Annotated in this window: 14 protein-coding genes and 1 riboswitch; of the genes, 9 read left to right on the top strand and 5 right to left on the bottom strand. The window is 42.5% G+C overall.

The window, feature by feature from the left end:
• Positions 1-44 precede the first annotated feature (44 nt).
• The 5 genes from cmoA (at position 45) to OCV39_RS09220 (ending at position 5,263) form a co-directional block, all read left to right on the top strand.
• The gene (gene cmoA / locus OCV39_RS09200; RefSeq protein ID WP_261888341.1) at positions 45-773 is read left to right on the top strand and encodes a carboxy-S-adenosyl-L-methionine synthase CmoA; all 729 of its coding nucleotides are present in this window, start codon (positions 45-47) and stop codon (positions 771-773) included.
• A 91-nt stretch (positions 774-864) separates the two neighbouring features.
• Positions 865-1,836 (top strand): tRNA 5-methoxyuridine(34)/uridine 5-oxyacetic acid(34) synthase CmoB, encoded by a 972-nt coding sequence (gene cmoB, locus OCV39_RS09205; protein ID WP_017051965.1) that lies wholly within the window; start codon positions 865-867, stop codon positions 1,834-1,836.
• 175 nt (positions 1,837-2,011) lie between these two features.
• The gene (locus OCV39_RS09210; RefSeq protein WP_261888342.1) at positions 2,012-2,779 is read left to right on the top strand and encodes an ATP-dependent zinc protease; all 768 of its coding nucleotides are present in this window, start codon (positions 2,012-2,014) and stop codon (positions 2,777-2,779) included.
• A 9-nt stretch (positions 2,780-2,788) separates the two neighbouring features.
• On the top strand, positions 2,789-4,297 hold the full coding sequence (locus OCV39_RS09215) for an inactive transglutaminase family protein (protein WP_261888343.1): 1,509 nt from the start codon (positions 2,789-2,791) through the stop codon (positions 4,295-4,297).
• 3 nt (positions 4,298-4,300) lie between these two features.
• Entirely contained in the window at positions 4,301-5,263 is a 963-nt protein-coding gene (locus tag OCV39_RS09220; RefSeq protein WP_017051962.1) for an alpha-L-glutamate ligase-like protein, read from the top strand.
• 279 nt (positions 5,264-5,542) lie between these two features.
• Here OCV39_RS09220 and mukB read toward each other — a convergent pair whose 3' ends face one another.
• Genes mukB through cmoM form a run of 4 tightly spaced genes read right to left on the bottom strand, consistent with a single transcriptional unit; the run spans position 5,543 to position 12,873 of the window.
• A complete protein-coding gene (gene mukB, locus OCV39_RS09225) occupies positions 5,543-10,018 on the bottom strand; it encodes a chromosome partition protein MukB (protein WP_261888344.1) in 4,476 nt (1,491 codons plus the stop codon).
• Entirely contained in the window at positions 10,015-10,746 is a 732-nt protein-coding gene (mukE, locus tag OCV39_RS09230; protein ID WP_017051960.1) for a chromosome partition protein MukE, read from the bottom strand. Before mukE ends, mukB begins: the two co-directional genes overlap by 4 nt.
• Entirely contained in the window at positions 10,727-12,064 is a 1,338-nt protein-coding gene (gene mukF, locus OCV39_RS09235; protein ID WP_171756573.1) for a chromosome partition protein MukF, read from the bottom strand. Before mukF ends, mukE begins: the two co-directional genes overlap by 20 nt.
• Positions 12,065-12,090: 26 nt before the next feature.
• A complete protein-coding gene (cmoM, locus tag OCV39_RS09240; RefSeq protein ID WP_261888345.1) occupies positions 12,091-12,873 on the bottom strand; it encodes a tRNA uridine 5-oxyacetic acid(34) methyltransferase CmoM in 783 nt (260 codons plus the stop codon).
• Between the two features lie 69 nt (positions 12,874-12,942).
• On the opposite strand from cmoM, the gene elyC reads away from it, so the two are divergent.
• Positions 12,943-13,791 carry an envelope biogenesis factor ElyC gene (gene elyC / locus OCV39_RS09245; protein ID WP_261888346.1) on the top strand — a complete coding sequence of 283 codons (849 nt, stop codon included), beginning with the start codon at positions 12,943-12,945 and terminating at the stop codon, positions 13,789-13,791.
• A 126-nt stretch (positions 13,792-13,917) separates the two neighbouring features.
• On the opposite strand, the gene torR is transcribed toward elyC, so the two are convergent.
• Entirely contained in the window at positions 13,918-14,631 is a 714-nt protein-coding gene (gene torR / locus OCV39_RS09250; RefSeq protein ID WP_017051956.1) for a two-component system response regulator TorR, read from the bottom strand.
• A 236-nt stretch (positions 14,632-14,867) separates the two neighbouring features.
• On the opposite strand from torR, the gene torD reads away from it, so the two are divergent.
• The 3 genes from torD to OCV39_RS09265 all read left to right on the top strand — a co-directional run bounded on the left by torD (position 14,868) and on the right by OCV39_RS09265 (position 17,853).
• Positions 14,868-15,515, top strand: coding sequence for a molecular chaperone TorD (torD, locus tag OCV39_RS09255; protein WP_261888347.1), 648 nt, complete (start codon positions 14,868-14,870; stop codon positions 15,513-15,515).
• A 391-nt stretch (positions 15,516-15,906) separates the two neighbouring features.
• Positions 15,907-16,911 (top strand): HTH-type transcriptional repressor PurR, encoded by a 1,005-nt coding sequence (purR, locus tag OCV39_RS09260; protein ID WP_261888348.1) that lies wholly within the window; start codon positions 15,907-15,909, stop codon positions 16,909-16,911.
• 156 nt (positions 16,912-17,067) lie between these two features.
• A riboswitch (cyclic di-GMP riboswitch) is annotated at positions 17,068-17,149 on the top strand.
• A gap of 113 nt (positions 17,150-17,262) precedes the next feature.
• A complete protein-coding gene (locus OCV39_RS09265; protein WP_261888349.1) occupies positions 17,263-17,853 on the top strand; it encodes a TfoX/Sxy family DNA transformation protein in 591 nt (196 codons plus the stop codon).
• The last annotated feature ends 153 nt before the right edge of the window (positions 17,854-18,006 follow it).

Raw genomic sequence — 18,006 nt, forward strand, 5'->3', positions numbered from 1 at the left:
GGCGCATGTATTCCACACACCAACTCTTGCATTGAGAAATGAGCATGAACACTAAAGACACTATCTTTTCAGCTCCTATCGATAAGATTGGCGATTTTACTTTTGATGAAAGAGTAGCTGAAGTTTTCCCAGATATGATCCAACGATCGGTTCCCGGCTACAGCAATATTATCTCTGCTATTGGCATGCTTGCGGAACGTTTCGCTAAGCCTCACTCAAAGGTTTACGATCTCGGTTGTTCTCTCGGTGCAGCGACGCTCTCTATGCGCCGTCATATTCAGCAGGAAGGGTGCCAAATTCTAGCCATTGATAATTCATCAGCAATGGTTGAACGCTGCAAATTACATGTTAACGCTTACCGCTCTGATACCCCAGTTACGGTTTTGGAAGCGGATATACGTGAAATTGAAATCAAAGATGCTTCCGTTGTCGTGCTTAATTTCACGCTACAGTTTCTCTCTCCTGAAGATCGCTCTGCGCTGCTTAAAAAGATTTACGCAGGGTTACGCCCAGGCGGAATACTCATCGTCTCCGAAAAATACGTATTCGAAAACGAAACCTCAAACGAGCTATTAATCGATTTGCACCATGATTTCAAACGTGCCAATGGGTATAGCGAACTTGAAGTGAGTCAAAAACGTAGCGCCATTGAGAATGTGATGCGACCAGATTCTATCCAAATTCATAAAGATCGCTTTAAAGACATTGGATTTTCAAGCTACGAAGTTTGGTTTCAATGTTTCAATTTCGGCTCTATGTTTGCCATCAAATAGCACTTTAACCACGCTCTAGCTGTGAGCTTCACTATTTAGCGGCACTTTATACAGAGTGCCTCTCTCATTTATATAACGATTAAGATAACTCATGTTCAATTTTGCTAATTTCTATCAACTGATAGCACAAGATACTCGCCTTCAACCTTGGCTAAATGTTTTACCTCAACAGTTAACAGATTGGGGTAATGCAGATCATGGAGATTTTGAGCGTTGGGTTAAAGCGCTGAACAAAATTCCATCAGATAAACCTGATACGATTGAGCTAAAAGAGTCTGTCACCATTTCGAATGCACAACCGATTGCGGATGGTGAACGTAAAAAACTAGAAAGCTTGCTGAAAACATTTCACCCTTGGCGTAAAGGTCCTTATACCGCTCACGACATTCACATCGATACAGAGTGGCGCTCAGATTGGAAATGGGATCGAGTATTACCTCATATCTCACCGTTGAAAGATCGCTCTATTTTAGATGTCGGCTGTGGTAACGGTTACCATATGTGGCGCATGCTCGGTGAACAAGCTCGCCTATGTGTGGGTATTGATCCTTCACATCTATTCTTGATCCAGTTTGAAGCGATTCGTAAATTGATGGGCGACGATCAACGCGCTCACCTTCTGCCTTTAGGCATCGAGCAGTTACCAAAATTAGAAGCTTTCGATACTGTCTTTAGCATGGGCGTACTTTACCACCGCCGTTCACCGTTAGATCACTTGATTCAACTGAGAGATCAGCTTGTTTCTGGTGGCGAACTTGTGCTTGAAACCTTGGTTATTGCTGGCGATGAAAATGCGGTGTTAGTACCAGTAGACCGCTACGCACAAATGCGCAATGTGTACTTTTTCCCTTCAGCTAAAGCACTCAAAGTGTGGTTGGAACAAACCGGATTTGTTGATGTAAAAATCGTCGATGAGAATGTCACGACGGTGGGCGAGCAGCGTTCAACAACATGGATGACACACAACTCACTTCCTGATTATCTTGACCCGAATGACTCGACTAAAACGGTCGAAGGCCACCCCGCACCAAGACGTGCTATTTTGGTTGCCAAGAAACCATAGTCACACGCCAAAGTATCCAAAATCCAAAACAGTGTTAATAAAGACCATTTTTGACACTGTTTTTACTCAATAAGCTGAGCATGACTTCACATTAACATAAGGAAGCTTCACGCATTCTTGCGGATAGGTTAAACTTACGATAACAATAACTTAAAGTTCAATATTAAGGTCGTACATGTTTAAGCGATATGCTCCTATCGTCATCGTCAGTTTACTTTCTGGTTGCTCTCTCACCAGTGCAGATAAAAATCATCAAATACTGGTGAATACGATCCAACAATCAGAGACGAATCTTTCCAACAAGTTGACCAATCTTGAATTGCAGATAAGCAACCAAGCTGACTATATTGAAAGCCTTGAGACTGATGTCCAACAACTGAATGATAAGCTTGATGTTGCAATACAAGCGACTCCCATCACCAATTCCGTCGATGAACCTGCGACAGAAAGCCCAGTCGAACAGACAAGCAATACCACTCATCAAAGCAGCATCATTTTAGGTGCAATAGAAAAAGTTACCATCGAGTCAATGAAGCAATCATTTGATGCTCGTATTGATACTGGAGCCGCGACCTCTTCGCTTAATGCCATTGATATTCAAGAATTTGAACGCAACGGTAAAAAATGGGTAAAATTCCATCTTGCAGACGGTTCAGAAACATCAGAAAAACAAACAGATAAACAAGCAGATAAACACTGGATTGAAGCGCCTATTATTCGCTACGTAAAAATTCGTCAATCCACTACCAACGAAACAGAACGACGTGCTGCCATTGAATTATGGGTGAAAGTCGGAAAAATCCATGAAAAAGCGCAATTTACATTGGCAGATCGCTCTCAAATGAGCAATCCTGTATTACTTGGAAGAGAGTTTATAAAAGATATCGCGTTAGTGGATGTCAGCAAAAAATATCTTCATACAGATAATAAGACTGAAAAATAGGAACACTTTATGACGTCAAGAATTCCTTTCTATATCTCAATTGCGCTCTTAATGATTGGCGGGGTTGCATTGAGTATGTTCCGTCATCAAACTTATGGCGTGCCGTGGACTCCGGGTGAAACCAGCCAAGTTTGGAATATAGAAGCCAGAATCGAGTTTACAGCCGAGGGTAAAGCCGCCAAAGTATCACTTGCGGCACCGCACACTCAATCAGGTTTTACGCTAATCAGTGAATCAGCCTCATCGCCAGGTTACGGTGTCTCTTATTTGAATACTGATACTGGACGTAGGGCTGAGTGGTCAATTCGGCAAGCTAAAGATGCTCAAACCATCTATTACAAAACCGAATTTTTAGTTGATGACCAAGCTCAAGTTGACGTTATTCCTCCACAAGAGGGAAGCCTTGTCAAACCAACCTTTAACGGGCCGGAAGAGGCAGCAGCCATTGCAGTGATTGAACGAGCTACACAACGCTCGGCAGATAACGTCACTTTTGCTCGTGAACTGATAAAAATCCTTAATGATCCCGATAGTCAAAATGCAGCATTGATTCTAAACACAATGGACAAAGTAAAAGCAGCAACTAAGCTGCTGTCTTATGCCGGTGTAGACAATAAATCAGTAGGTGTTATCGAACTTGAAGATGGTCGTCGTCGCCAAAATATTCAACGTATGGTGCAAGTTTGGAACGGAAAAGATTGGGTACTTTTTTCGCCAGAGAGCGGGATTGAAACGAATCAAGCGAATCTGCTTATCTGGGATGAGTCGAATGTCTCTCTACTCGATGTGATCGGAGGAAGCAGCAGCAGCGTGCATTTCTCAATGATCGCACAAGAGGTTTCATCTTCGCAGGCAACAGAAAACAAAGTCGTGGCCGACCAACTACTCAACTTCTCCATTCATAGCCTCCCCCTTGAAGAGCAAGCGATGTTTAAAACCATCATGCTGATTCCAATCGGTGCGCTAATTGTGGTGTTCTTACGTGTGATCATTGGGCTGAAAACATCAGGTACCTTCATGCCAGTGCTTATCGCGGTTGCCTTCGTACAAACTCAATTAGTCACCGGTATTGTCGGCTTCTTGTTGATTGTGGGAACAGGGTTGATCATTCGAAGTTATTTATCCAAGCTGAATTTATTACTCGTAGCTCGAATATCCGCCGTCATCATTACGGTTATCTTGATCATCTCGGTGTTCACCGTGGTTGCTTTCAAGATTGGTCTGACAGAAGGACTCTCCATTACCTTCTTCCCGATGATCATCCTCTCTTGGACAATCGAACGTATGTCTATCCTTTGGGAAGAGGAAGGCGCTAAAGAGGTAATGCTTCAAGGTGGCGGCTCGCTTTTCACCGCAGTATTAGTTTACTTAGGCATGACCAACGGATTTATCCAGCACTTAACGTTTAACTTTATTGGGCTTCAATTGGTTATCCTTGCAGTGATCCTATTACTGGGTAACTACACCGGCTACCGATTAACCGAACTTCGTCGCTTTAAACCTTTAGCGGAGGACTAAGTTATGTGGGAACAATTCACCTCACCCTTTAAGCTAAAAGATAAAGGCATAATGGGAATGAACAAACGCAACCATAGTTATATTGGTCGCTATAATGATCGTTCAAAATACCCATTGGTTGATGACAAGCTAAAAACAAAAATCATTGCGGAACAAGCAGGTGCAACGGTTCCAAAACTGATTGGTGTGATTGGCCATCAAGCTGAAGTCAAAAAGATCCATAAAATGGTTCTAGATTGGCCCGGATTTGTTATCAAACCCGCACAAGGCAGTGGTGGTAAAGGTATCCTAGTGATCACGTCTCACAAAGATGGGGTTTACACGAAGCCTTCTGGCGCGACCATCAATAAAGAAGATGTCGAACGCCATATCAGTAACGCTCTTGCAGGTCTTTTTTCTCTTGGTGGAAAGAACGATGTGGCGGTAGTGGAGAACCTGATCAAGTTTGATAGTTGCTTCGATGGCTTCAGCTATGAGGGAGTGCCGGATGTACGGATTATTGTCTTTAAAGGTTATCCTGTGATGGCAATGATGCGTTTATCAACATCGGCTTCTGATGGAAAGGCGAACCTACACCAAGGCGCAGTTGGCGTCGGGCTTGATATCGCAACAGGTAAAGCGGTACGTGCAGTGCAGTTCGACCAACCCATCGAGTTACACCCTGACACAGGTAAACGCTTAAGCGAACTGGTTGTGCCTCATTGGGAAAAACTTCTCACTCTGGCATCCAGTGCTTGGGAGATGACAGGGCTTGGTTATATGGGCACTGACATGGTTCTAGACCAAGAAGAGGGGCCGATGGTATTGGAGCTAAATGCCCGTCCGGGGTTAGCTATCCAAATTGCTAATGGGTCTGGCCTACTACCAAGACTGCACCACATTGAAAATTTAGGAACACCCGCTGAATACCCTAAGCCAGCAGAGCGTGTCGCCTATGCTGCTAAGCAATTCGGTACTGGGATTTAATAAAGAAATGAGTCTCCTACCGTGCTTGCCTATTTTTTATGAACAGTGTTGGTTATCGCCAAATAATTAAAACTCAGTGAATAGTTAAAACTCGACAAAAAGCTAGTATTCGACAAAAAGCTAAAAAGCTCAGCTATTCTATGCTGAGCTTTTTTGATCCTGCTCAACTTTCAGACCTAGTTTGACCAAGCTAGCTACCATCAATAAAAAAGCCCCCACGATAACGTAAGGGCTATGTTTTAGAGAGGTTTATAGAGAACTAGGTTCTTTCAAGATAAATTATATTTCGCCGACTAATTCCGGTAATTCATCTTGAACATCTCCGCTTGAAGCCTTTTTTTCTAAGCTTGCAAAGCCTCGTAACCCTACAACATGTACATGCTCATGATCTTTGAATACCTTACGAACCAACTTGTACGTTGTGCCCTGCTCTGGGCTGATGTTCTCAGGTGCTGCAATCAATAATTGCATATCCAAACGATCACACAGTTCAAACAGTGTATTAATTGACTTACTATCAAGACGTGCTGCTTCATCCAAGAACAATAGACGACAAGGAACAATATCTTTACTACGTAAGCGGCGTGACTCTTCTTCCCAACTCTGTACCACCATCAACAGAATTGATTGACCAGTACCAATAGCCTCACCCGTCGATAACGCGCCAGATTCAGCTTGTAACCAGCCATCAGAACCACGGTTAACTTCAACGCTTAACTCAAGGTAGTTACGATAATCAAGTAACTCTTCACCAAGGATCTGCGGTGAACGCTGCCCCATATCAATGTGCGGGTTCACACGCTGGAACAGTTTCGCCATCGCTTCCGAGAAGGTAAAGCGCGTGCTCTCAAATAGATCTTTGTGTTGATCTTGCTGAGACGCTAACCCAGAAAGTAGAACTTCATGACTTTCACGGATCTTAACGTTTAATCGAACACCCTTCACTTGACCGAAGTAGATGTTAGACAAACCTTGGTTCAGCATACGAATTCGGTTCTGCTCACGTTGAATCGTTTTCTGAATGATACTCGCAACCGACTCAGAGCTAATAGCAAGGCGGTTTTCACGTTGAGTCAGCTCTTCCGTTAGACGCCCTAGTTCAACTTCCATCTCTTCAATGGCTTCTACTGGGTCGTCGGTGCGGATAATATCTTGACGAATACGTTCACGAAGATGCTGATAGACGGCAATGTAAAATAGCACTTTACGTTCCGGCTTCGAATTATCTTCAGACAAACGCAGCGCATCACGAAGATCGTCACTATCGGCAACGGCTAAACGTAAAGCACCTAATGATTTATCAGACATTGAACGAAGCTCGCCCGCAGACAAATAAGCTAACTCACGACGATGTAAACGACGCTCGACATCATTTTCACGAGCAAGACGTAGCACTGAGCACCAACCCGCTTTTGCCGCGACAACAAACGTTCGCAACTCGATGTACTCTTTCTGAACCTTCTTCAGGCGTTTTGCTAAGCCTTTCATTTCCAGTTCAGTTGACGTAATGGTACGTTCGTATTCGCTCTTACGACTACGAGACGTATGCAAACGTTCATGTAGCTCATCACGACGACGCTGAGCTCGCTCTTCTGCACCTTCGTCAGCATTAACGCCAAACTCTTGAAGCTCTTGTTTAAACTCTTGAACGGTTTCAAGTTTAGCTTGATGCGAACTCTTCAACGATGCAAGAACCTGATTGTATTGGTTCATCTGCTCTTGAGCTTGTTTCAGAGCCTCACGTCCACGGATCCTAGCGCGTTCTGCTTCCACTAACTTCGCTTTTAACTGCTCACTCAATTCACTGCTCTTATTGAGCAAGTCAACCGAATCGGCATAGCTAAAGTAGTGTCGACGTTCAACAAGATCGGCCAGTGCAAACATTTGAGTTTTTAGCTGCTGTAGCTCTTTATCTGCTTGAGCGTAATCCGCTTCAAGCGCATCAAACTGCTCAGGATCCGCCTCTAGTGCATTGGCGATCGTCTCTAGCTGCGCAATGGATTTTCCGTGGCTCGCGATGAATGCTTTGGCTTCACTTAATTGGTTAAGTTTGATTTCAATCTCTTCAAAACGCTCAACTAATGAATCATCTTCAACAAAGCGAATCGTAGGAGCCAACTTATCTAGCGATTTAATTGCTGCTTTACTTAACGTCAATTGACTACGTTGTTGCTGCTCTTTTGCATCCAGTTCAGCAAGCACTCTCATCACTTGATTACGCTTATCACGTAAAACTTGTAATGCTTGCTCAGGATCGGCTTCAAATGCAATTTGAATATGTTGCGCGACAAAACCATTGAACGCTTGATATAGACGCTGAAGTTTTTGTGAATCAAATGCCGCTTTCGCATGTTGCTCAACCACTTCTTCACGCTGTTCACGTAATAGCTCTAAACGCTGTTCACGTGCGGCACGACCAAACAGTGGGATCTCTGGCAAACGAGAGTAGCGCATTTGTCGATCATTAAGTTGAACGCAAACAGCACCCTCTAATTCATCGGCATTGAATGAGCTGTCATCAAACGCATCAACGTCACCTTCAAGAATGTATAAATCTTCAGGGCAATCGTCTAGCTCAACCAATTTCTCTTTTATGCCGTCAAGGTCTGACACCACAATAGCGTGACGAGCAGGGCCATACATCGCACTGAAATATGGAGCGTCACCAATGGTAATGTCATCGTAAATTTCAGAAAGAAGCACACCACCTAATGTGTCAGCTAACCCTTTTAAGCGAGGATCATTTGAACCACCTGGAGACGCAAGACGTTCGATCTCTTGCTCAAGCTGATTTCTGCGCTCAGCGAGTTTATCTTTCGCTAGCGATTGCGCTTTTTCATCTTCCAGCACGAGTTGCATTTGCGACATAACCGCTTGGCTGTCGTATAAATCCGCTCCGCTTTGCTCTTTCAACGATTCCAGCACATCATTAGCTGCGATCCATGAAGGCGCAATTGCCTCTAGCTTTTTAATTTCAGCTTGCTGATCTTGCTCTACGCGACGCTGCTCATTACGTGCATCTCGCAACTCTTCATGAGAAAACTCTAAAGACTCAACTTGTGCGATATGACGTTCGCGTTCTTCTTCTAATGCCAATTCGTCAGATAACACCACATTATGTTGCTTTTGGTAATCACTGACGAGCTGTTGGGCTTGACGCTGTTGGCTAATGCTGCGCTCTAAATCACGATGTTGAGCACGCCACTGTTGTTCGTTTTGAACAATATGGTTTGCATCACGGCCTTTTGAAATAGTCTCTTTAGCTTGAGTAGAAGCATCGCAACGCTCAATTTTACCAACAATTTGTTTCACTAAGCTAAATGCTTGTTCGAACTGTTGAGCCGCAGCCGATGACATATCCAGCTTATGTTTTAACGCGAGCAAAGCCGTGGTATTCGCCGCTTCTTTCGTCTTACATTCCGCAAGCAATGCCTGCGCACTTTCTGCGGTAATAGAGTCATCACTTAACAGTTGCTGCGCTTTATTCAGTGCTTGTACCGCTTGCTGGTATTGCAACGCGCGGGTTTGTTGAACATCTAATGCTTGTTGGTAGTCTGCTAACTGACTTTTCAGGCTATCCACTTCTTCTTCAGAAATCGTCGATTGCTCTTCAGCCGTTAGAACACGCTCTTGCGCCTCTTCCACCACCATCATCTGCTCTTCAAGACGCTCACTTAGCTCTTCCAAATCATCTTGGTAACGAGCAATTTTTTCTTGTTGGCGAAGTGCGTTTTGAACCAATTGCAGATGATCAGAAGCGGCTTGGTGATCTTGTTCAAGAGCAGACTCTTGATCAACTAAGATCTCTAACTCTTCTTGAATTCTCGTCAGTAGTTGATTCTGTTCAACCAGAGTCGTACGTGAACCAAATAGCTCACCACGCAAAGTCATCGTTTTATCAAGCTTATTGCGGCGGTCATTTGCATGACGCATGTAATCCGCAGCCACATAGTTTGTAGACTCAGTGATTAAGTGTTTGAATAGATCACGATCTGTTTGAGTAGTTTTAATCGCTTCAAGCGTCATGCGGTTTTCACGCAGCGCCGATTCCATATCTTGGAACGCTTTTTTCACACCACCATTTTGCGGCAGAAGGTAATCACGTAAGGAACGAGTAATCGCACTCGAAATACCACCATAAAGCGAGGCTTCGATCAGGCGGTAAAATTTCGAACGATCACCACTATTTCGCAATTTCTTAGGTACAACACCGAATTCAAACATTTGCGAGTGATACTCGACCACCGACGAAAATGCTTTAAAGTGTGCACCTTCATGTTGAGCAACGGCAGCTTTTACGTCATTCAACTGACACACTCGTGCATGGTTGTCTGATACGCTTTCAATCAGTACATCCGTAGGTTTCACATGGCTTGGTAAGCCTTGGATCATGAATGGTTTGATATCAACTTTTTTATCGCGTCCAGCTACTTGCTGAAGTTTTACTGCAAACAATAGGCGTTGATTACGGGAGTTCACCACATCAAGCGCGGCATAACATGCACCTGGTTGTAATTTTCCGTACAAGCCTTTATCACGAGATGACTGCGAGCTACCCGCTTCAGTTGTATTTCGGAAGTGCAGTAAGCTTTGGTCTGGAATTAATGCTGTGATAAACGCCGCCATAGTCGTCGATTTACCTGCACCATTACCACCTGAAAGCGTGGTTACCAATCCATCAATATCAAAAGTACGAGCAAAGAAACCGTTCCAGTTGATCATGGTCAGCGATTGATACTTGCCTCTTTCAATCATGCTTCACCCTCTAATTCTATTTGCTCTTGTTCATTATCTTGTTCGCTGTTCTCTTCAATATTCAACAGGCTGCCTTGGCTAGGCTCTTGAGTATGAACAACCGCTTCGCCATCTCGGATCAGACGCAATTGAGCTTCTCGAACATCATCACCAATACGCACATCGGCGCCGAAGCGGAATACGGCTTCACTAATACGGAATTTACCCGTCTCACCTATCGCGATGATCATGCCGATTCGACGTAAACGGCGTAGCGACGTACGAACTTTATCGAACAGTTTTTCTTTGTCTAAATCAGAGCCAGAAGCGCGGTTTGTTGCCAGCTTCATTAATTTTTTTTCATCAGCCAGAGAGAGGAGCTCTTCGTATAACTCTTGGTTAGTGAAGATCCCTTCATGCGCTAAACGTTCTGGGCTGAGGTATAAGAAGCAAAGTACTTTCCCCACCAGCATGTCGAGCTCTGAAAGTACGCTACGACCAATAAGAGAGGTAGAGCGAGGACGTAAATAGAAAAAGCCTTCAGGTGCTTTCACTAATTCCGTGTTGTAACGCTGATAGAAGTGCGCCAATTCCATCTCAAAATCACACAATAGCGCGTGATTATCGAGATCTTCACTAGAGATATGTCGACCTGAGCGTAATACGCTATCTAAAGCCGGAAATAGTGGATTGGAGATGGCTTTAACCAGATTCTCTGGCATGTAATCGTCAGTATTTGTTGATGACATTTGCTTGTACCTTTGCGCCAAAATCGTTGATCGCCTGCCAATCAGGTTGAATTGCCTGATAATCAGATTCGGAATAACCCAAGCGAACGGCTTGGTCGACCACAATTCGAGCTAAATCGAAATGATGAGTTCTTGGATGAGCAGTCAGGTAATCGCGTAGTACAATTCCCAAATCAATTGGTGTCCCTTGCTGCTTATGAATTTGCAACATTGAACCAATTCGCTCAGAGAGTTCATCATTTACTTGTTTAAATTCTTCGTATTCCACTTCAAGTGGCACTTGTCCCATCACTTCATCGTCACGCAAGACCAGCGCTTCATCTCGAAGGTCGCTTAAACGCTCCGCATCCGCATGTGTAAGAAACCAAGGGGCATCAAAGTAATCTGTAACAGATTGACGTAAACGCTGACTAAACGCGCGGTTTTTATCCATATCGATAGCGGTACGGATGAATTTATGGACATGCCTGTCGTAGCCAATCCAGAGATCGATAGCTTGCTGTCCCCAACTGGTTATTCTGTCTAGCTTCATCTGTAAGCCAAACAAAATTTCGCCGACAAACTCTAATTCATCATCGCCATAAACGATTTCTTGAATGTCTAGAATTTGAGTCTGTAGTTCATCACCAGCGGCTTGCAATGTGTCTTGCAGCTCTTTTAATGTATCGGATGTCTCGGACAGTAATGATTCACAGTTATTGATCGCTTCTCGCCAATCGTTATTCAACAAATCGGCAATCTTTTGTTTGACCGACTGTTGCTGCTCATCCATCACTCGTTGGTTTAAATCTATTTGATCAAATATTTCACCAACAGAATACTTCAAGACCCCATAAACATTTTTTTTCCAATGACCCGGAGTACCACCTTTTTGTGCCGCTTCAATCGCTCTTGCCATCTCCCCTGCTACCATTGACAGCTGGATCGATAGTTTTAGCTTTGAAAACTGACGATGACGTAGGTAATAATCAGAAATCCCGATAGCAAGTGGCGATAAACGATAAATACTCGCACCATCATTTATTTCACTTGTGAAACGGCTAATTAATTTCTGTTTAACCATTTCATTAATTGCATTGTTTGCGCGAAAAGCGGATGCATCACCTGTTTCTTCAAACATTCGAGTGACAATGGTAAATGCATCGTGCAATTCACCCTCACCTAACTCTTCATCAAATCTTTCATTACTTAGTACCGCGATAGCAATCAGAAATGCCAATCGCTCAGGGGAAAGATTCAATGAGAAGTCATGCTGCTTTACCCAGCCAACCAATTCATCAATTGATTGATCTTCTGCAGTTTGAGTCATCTCACTCATTGTTAGTCCTGTTTTTGCTTGCTAGCTCATACATTTTTTCTAGCCCACACATGAATGTAACGGCCTAATGAAAGGTATGGCTCTTGTCTGCACAACTGTTTTTCTAGTGCTAACACATCTTCAAATTGGTAATCGCCCATATATTCCATATTTCCGATATAGTCACTAAATGAGCGAATACCTGACTTACCACAAATATCAAAGCCAGCATCTTCTATCCATTGATACACCTCTTCTGGCTTCAACCCTTTTTGTGGCTGTAATTTAAATCTTTTCCTATGTGGCATACCGTCAAGCACGTGAGGGATATTGCCACAAATCACATTCTTAAAAACCAGACCGTGGTGATTATAAAACATGATAGAGGCCACTCCACCAGGCTTAACCTGATCGAGAACGATATCTAACGCTGTTTTCGGATCGGCCAACCACTCCATTACAGCATGGAACATAGCAACATCGACTTTGTCATCAAGATGACTGCCGATTGCCTGTATCGGAGAATGAATCAGCCGATACTGCTCAAGCAAACCGTTTTTTGCAATATCAACCTTAGCAAGTTGCAGCATTTCAGAAGATAGATCACATAATGTGACTTGATGTCCGAGTTCAGCAATCTTTTGCGACATTTGAGCAAGACCGCCACCAGCATCAAGAATGCTAAGTGATCTCTGTTGCTCATCAAAGGTTGATAATGCGAGCTCTAAGTCTTCCCACAAAATGCTCTGACGAATATCGCCTTTGTCAGAACCATAAATGTTTTTTGCAAATTTGTGGGCAATATCGTCGAAATTGCGATCTTCAGTCACGGCAGGTTAGGTTATCATAGTAAATCGTGCTGCTATTCTGTCACATGGAATGCAGGAATAAAGAAGCTTATGCCTTTTTTATTATCAAGTGATGTTTTTTCGGGCTATTTATGTATGTTTGAACTGAAAAAAGTAGTTTCATCGTTGTTAATGCCGCTACCGGCAATGCTAATCCTAGGTTTTTTGGGGTTATTGTTAATTATGTTTACCGCCCGTAGGAAGACAGGATCTCTGATTATCCTATTTTCGCTATGTGGTATTTTCCTTATATCCTTCCAACCAGTTTCTACACGTCTATTAATGCCTATGGAGAGAGAATTCAGCGGGTTTCTTCCTGTTGATGAGTCCATTGATTATGTCATGGTACTAGGGAGTGGCCATGTCGTGGATAGCGACATACCTCCGACATCAGAATTAAGCCGCACCGCGTTAATGCGTCTTAATGAAGGCATTCGAATTATGCGCCTATACCCTGGCTCGAAATTGATTCTTTCTGGTTATGCCGGTGGGTCTGAATTTAGTAATGCCCGGATGATGGCAAAAGTCGCGCTGGCATTAGGTGTCGCTAAACCCGATATCATTCTGTTAGAAACAGCAAAAGATACGTGGGAAGAAGCAAGACAAGCGGCGGCTTTTGTTCGGGTGAAGAAAATGGTTTTAGTGACGTCTGCAAGCCATATGAAGCGTGCCTTGTATGAATTTAATCAAGCAGGTATCACCCCTTTTCCAGCTCCAACTAATTACCTTGCTTATGACAACATTAACCAACCTTGGGAAAAATACGCCCCTAAAGCCAAATACTTGGAACAAACAGAGCGCTATTGGCATGAAACGATGGGACAACTTTGGCAAAAAGCTCGAGATTTGATTGACGGGGACTATAAAGAGATGGAACCGAAACCCGTTCAATCACTCTAGAGGCGATAAACCTTACATTAATCTTCTAAACGCTATGCTAGCGTCCCTTTCCAAAATAGACCTCAACAAAAAAGCCGAAGGGAATACCTTCGGCTCTTTTATATCAATCTGTTACTGTGAGTAATATCAGTCGCCAGCGAACATATAACCTTCACCGTGAACCGTTACAAAAATTTGCGGGTTCTTAGGATCAAATTCCATTTTGGCACGCATTCGACGAATAAGAACATCAATAGTTCGATCGTTTGGAGCATCAACCCGATGGCTAATCATATTCAGGATACGCTCACGGCTCAATACTTGGTTAGGGTATGAGGACAGCGCAACTAACAGTTCGTATTCTGCTTTCGTCAGTTTTACAGGCTCGCCATTTTTGCTTAATGCGCGACGTTGTATGTCAAACGTCCATTCACCAAAACGAACTAAGTTTTCATTTTCGCACTCAGCCACCGCCACGCTAGATGCGTTACGCGCTGCCGAAATTCGCCATAATAAATTTTTAACTCGAACTAAAAGCTCTCTAAGTTCAAAGGGTTTAGTCACGTAATCATCAGCCCCCATTTCAAGGCCTACAATTTTATCGATGCTATCCGTGCGTCCAGTAACTAAAATAATGCCTATATCCGATTGGCTGCGTAATTCACGAGTTAGCATTAAGCCATCTTCTCCAGGTAGATTGATATCTAACATAATCAAATCTACAAGATTGCTCTGTAGTACTTCTCTCATTTGAGCGCCATTTTCTGCTTCGCTTACGGCATACCCTTCATTCTGGAAGTAACCAACAAGTTTACTACGGGTTACTACATCGTCTTCAACGACCAATACGTGATAGCTCATCTACACCCTTTTCTTTTAGTTATTTCGTCTATGCTTACTATTCTATTCATAAATAGTAATATTTCTAGCAATAGATGGTTTAAAATCAGGAAAGATCATTTTTTCTTGATTCAAGACAAGCATAGCTCACGCGTTAATATTTAGTCATATTCAGTCACTTTTCTTATTTAATGTAGTTACTGTTATTCATTTTTATTGGTTAGACTATAGTGAGAATAATACTCGGAGCAATAACGATGATCGAAACAAAAGCATTCAATGAAAAGCGTGCAGAGATTTACTGGTGGCTATCTAGCCTTTTCGCAAAAGAGTTAACTCAACAAGAGTTAGACAGCTATAACTCTCAAGAGATTCGCACTTTTCTGACTGGCTTAGGTGAAAACGAAACACTTAAACCTTCAATAGACAAGTTAGTTGACGCCCTTAATCGCTTACAAAACCGTGAAGACGCTCAATTAGAGCTTTCCGCTGACTATTGTGATCTATTTTTAAAATCAGATAAGAACGCCGCTCTTCCATACGCTTCTATGTACATTGGAAAGCAAGGTTTATTGAATGATGTTCCGGCTCAAGAGATGGCAGCATTAATGTCAAAGCACGGCATTGCAGTGAGTGAATCATTGAATGAACCAGCAGACCACATTGCCATTGAACTCGACTTTTTAGGTAATTTAATTATTCGTTCAAATGAGCTTGAGCAAGAGAAACACCTTGATGATGCATTAATTGAGCAAGAATCTTTCATTCAAACTCATATCCTTTCTTGGATCCCACAGTTTAGTGCTAAATGCGATCAATATGATGAGTTTGGTTTTTATGCAAGCGTAGCTCAAGTATTAGTCGCCTTCTGCCAATTAGATTGCCAATACCTAACAGGCGAATAACCTCTCAAATTTATAATTCCCATCGGTAATTCGTGGTTATTTATCACATTTTAAACTATCAAGTGAGACTAGGTTCACTTCACTTGGTAGTTTTGTATTGACCCTCTTATAATTAAATGTGACAACACCCACTAAACTGGTCCAATATCCATTGCCAGTGAAGCGTTTGCGGTCTAAAATTGTGACCGCAAACGATAAAATATGATTACAAATGCAAACCGCTGATATAAGGCGGTTTTTGTGTTTCTTAATACCTTGCTATCTCTCGATGATTCACGATGTGAAGTAACGTGAATCGGCAATTGCTATTAAGAGATAGTATTTACGCTACTTGGTTGACTATTATATGAGTTAACCACTGTATTAAGTAGCACCTCGACAGGATAACACCATGGCTACAATAAAAGATGTCGCACGCTTAGCAGGCGTATCCACAACTACCGTTTCTCACGTCATCAACAAAACTCGATTTGTTGCTGAAACGACTCAAGAAAAGGTAATGAAAGCGGTAGACGAATTAAACTATGCTCCAAGTGCCGTTGCGAGAAGTTTAAAATGTAATACCACACGCACCATTGGTATGCTCGTGACTCAATCTACCAATTTATTCTTTTCAGAAGTAATTGATGGCGTTGAGAGTTACTGTTATCGACAGGGCTACACGCTGATTCTTTGTAATACTGGTGGAATTTACGAAAAGCAGCGTGATTATATCCGCATGCTTGCCGAAAAGCGTGTTGATGGCATGTTAGTCATGTGTTCAGATTTAACTGAAGAGCTAAAAGAGATGTTAGATCGTCACTCTGATATCCCTAAAGTGATCATGGACTGGGGCCCTGAAAGTTCGCAAGCCGATAAGATCATCGATAATTCTGAAGAAGGCGCTTACCTTGCGACTAAGTACTTGCTTGATAACGGTCATACCGATATTGCATGCTTAAGTGGTCATTTCGATAAGGTTGCATGTAAAGAGCGAATTTTAGGCTATCGACGAGCTCTCAAGGGTGCCGATATTGATGTGAATGAAGATTGGATCATCGAAGGCAATTTTGAATGTGATACTGCAGTACTTGCTGCTGATAAAATTGTGAATATGGAAAATCGCCCAACGGCTGTCTTCTGTTTCAATGACACAATGGCTTTAGGATTGATGAGCCGCTTGCAGCAGAAAGGGATTAGAATCCCTGACGACATCTCTGTTATTGGTTACGACAACATTGAATTAGCAGAATATTTCTCTCCACCACTAACTACAGTCCACCAACCAAAAAGACGTGTTGGTAAAACTGCATTTGAGATTTTATTGGAACGAATCAAAGACAAAGAGCACGATAAACGCATCTTTGAAATGCACCCTGAAATCGTAGTTCGGGATACGGTAAAAAAACTTATTTAATTAAAATACTCAAATGAATGCGTATTAATCAGTGCGCATTCACAACACCTAAACTGCAACTCAACCCACATCAAGCTCATGAATTATTGGACCAATGTCTCATTTTAAAACCTAAAATGTGATACCTATTCAATATTTTCCTATATGCTATGAGTGTCACGCACAGGGCAAACTATTTGAAAAAATAGGACGCAAAGCCTCCGGCCTAAACCATTTGGTAGGTAGCGGGGTTACCGATGGCAAGTATGCAAACAAAGTTTAACGTTTCGTTGACAGTACATTTGCATCACTTAGCTATTATCTCGGACCTGAAATTTGGTGGCGTAATCCTTTACACCGAGACTATACAGCATGGATAAACCAGTATTAAAAGACTCTATGAAGTTATTTGAGCAACTTGGCGCTATCAAGTCCCGCTCAATGTTTGGTGGATTTGGTATTTTTGCCAATGACACAATGTTCGCACTAGTAGTTAATGATCAACTACATATTCGTGCTGATAAAGATTCAACTAAGCAATTCCAAGAACAAGGTTATCAGCCATACATTTACAAAAAGCGTGGTTTCCCCGTTGTTACTAAGTATTTTGCTTTGCCTGAAAATTGCTGGGATACACCTGAGCAAATCTTAAAAACTGCAGTTGCTTCATTAGAATTCGCACAGCAAGAAAAAAGCCAGCAATCATCGGCTAAGCCAAATCGATTAAAAGATTTACCTAATCTTAGACTTGCTACCGAGCGCATGCTTAAAAAAGCGGGTATCGCAACAGTTGAAGAATTGCACAGCAAAGGCTCTCTAACCGCTTTCCAAGCAATTAGACAAACTCACTCATCATCTGTCAGCGTTGAGCTGTTATGGGCTCTTGAGGGCGCAATAAATGGCACTCATTGGTCAGTCGTTCCGCAAGAAAGGCGAAATGAGTTAATCAGCGACCTAAACTAGTCGACACATCAAAAAAACCGCCGCGTTTCTGCTGCGGTTTTTTTATATTCTTTGATTTATATGAAATATTTCTCCTCGCTTCCCTGTCTTATCTTTGTAAGTCGATAAAACATTTGTCATATTGTTTCCATAAACTTGTTCCCATAAACGTTT

Origin of the sequence: Vibrio cortegadensis, assembly GCF_024347395.1 — a bacterium.
GTDB classification, from domain to species: domain Bacteria; phylum Pseudomonadota; class Gammaproteobacteria; order Enterobacterales; family Vibrionaceae; genus Vibrio; species Vibrio cortegadensis.